Genomic DNA, 1,510 nt, shown 5'->3' with positions numbered 1-1,510 from the left:
TACCTGTTCCGTCCGTCGATCGGCGTCATCGTCAGTTTTGCAAGCTCGATTCCGTCGATGCAGGCGACGTTGAGCGCCACCACTTCGGTGCCGTCAGGCTTGCTGCCGCGCGCAAATACCTCGACGCCGCAGTCGATGCAGGACTGGTGCTTGATGGCATGCTTGTTGAAGAGATATTCGCGCAGGTTGTCCTCACCGGCGCGAAGCTGAAAACTCGTCGGCGCCAGGAATGCGAAATGCAGGCCCTTCTTGGTGCAGATCGAGCAGTTGCAGGCGGTAACCATGGCAAGGTCGGTGGTGCATTCGAAACGCACCATGCCGCAATGGCAGCCGCCGGTGTAGGTTTTTGTACTGGGCATCGGTCCGCATCCGCTCCGTGAGTGGTGTGGCCGGCAGTATAGACGATTTTTGATGGATATGTTCGAGCGCCACCGGCTCCCGCCGGAACGCGTAACGGCGCGCCATGGGGCCACCATGATGCGCCGTTTTCGGAGAACGCGCGGTGCTTCGCTCTCTTCACCCTCGAGGGGAGGGTGCAGAGCGGGCCTCACGCGAGCTGGTCGATCCGCGTTCCCTGGCCCGGGGGCAGGGCGGCCCGCACCGGGGGCGGTGGCGTGCGATCCTCGACCTTGACCTCCGGCGGCTTGAGTACGCTGGACTCGGGCGGTTTTATCGGCATGGAAGAGCTGACTGCAGAAACACTCATCGGACAGTTCCTTAGGCTTGGTTGCTGCCGACTGTGACGGGCTGGAGGCGAAGGCTTTATGAATCCGCAGCCGAAATTGCGAGGCATCGCGGTGCTTCCCGCCGAGTAGTGAACGGCGGGCTCGAATATCCCTAAAATGCGACCGATCCTGGTGACGAATCGTTGGCGATGCCGCGCGCCGCAGCCCGCCTACTCGTCCTTGCCCCGCGTGATCGCGATCGCCGCCTCGTTCCTGGTGCGCGTGCATTCCATGTTGAGCCGGCGGAAGCGCATCTTGACGCTGTCGCCGCGCAGCAGCCCCATCCGGCTGATGCAGCGGGTGGAACCGGTCAGCACGTCCGGCTTCGGGATGGTGAAGACGATGGCGCCGGCGCTGGCGACCAGCTGGAAAAATTCCGGCTTCGGCTTGCGCCGGTCCGCCTTGACGTAAAGTTCGTTGGAGAAGTTGGCGCCGCGGCAGCCCAGCGAAAACTCCCTGGCCAGCGGGTGCGACAGATAGATGGTCTTGCCGGTCGTGATGCCGATCTTGACGCCGTCGACCTGGGCCTTGAGTTCCTTGGCGATATCCTCGCAGCGGTCGGCTCGCGCCGGTGTGCCCGATGCGGTCAGCGCCAGTGCCGCCAGCAACATTGCAGCCAACATGGTCGATCTGCGGAAAGCCGTTCTCATGCAAAATGCCCCTTTACGCCATTGAAACGCGCAGATCGATTTCCTGCAAGGCCCGGGGGCGGAAGTCAATCCGAACGGTCGGTCAGAATCCGTGGATGGCGATGCCGATCGCGAAGGCGATCACGCCGAGCCAGA

3 protein-coding genes are annotated in these 1,510 nt (G+C 62.9%); all 3 read right to left on the bottom strand.

The window, feature by feature from the left end:
• Positions 1–359, bottom strand: a 359-nt coding sequence (locus Q7U29_RS12040) for a GFA family protein (protein ID WP_304741667.1), incomplete at its 3' end; no start/stop codon positions are given.
• Positions 360–547: 188 nt separating this feature from the next.
• Positions 548–706 carry a hypothetical protein gene (locus tag Q7U29_RS12035; protein ID WP_304741665.1) on the bottom strand — a complete coding sequence of 53 codons (159 nt, stop codon included), beginning with the start codon at positions 704–706 and terminating at the stop codon, positions 548–550.
• Positions 707–895: 189 nt separating this feature from the next.
• Positions 896–1,348: a hypothetical protein gene (locus Q7U29_RS12030; RefSeq protein ID WP_304741663.1), complete on the bottom strand. Its 453-nt coding sequence runs from the start codon at positions 1,346–1,348 to the stop codon at positions 896–898.
• Positions 1,349–1,510: the final 162 nt, after the last annotated feature.

This window comes from Bradyrhizobium sp., from assembly GCF_030654605.1.
Classification (GTDB): Bacteria; Pseudomonadota; Alphaproteobacteria; order Rhizobiales; family Xanthobacteraceae; genus Bradyrhizobium.
Note: the sequence above shows the minus strand (reverse complement) of the source record. Positions and strands in the feature narration are given on the sequence as shown.

Excerpts from the sequence above, each read along its gene's own strand:
- Q7U29_RS12030 (WP_304741663.1), bottom strand. The coding sequence starts at position 1,348 with ATGTTGGCTGCAATGTTGCTGGCGGCACTGGCGCTGACCGCATCGGGC.
- Q7U29_RS12035 (WP_304741665.1), bottom strand. The coding sequence starts at position 706 with ATGAGTGTTTCTGCAGTCAGCTCTTCCATGCCGATAAAACCGCCCGAG.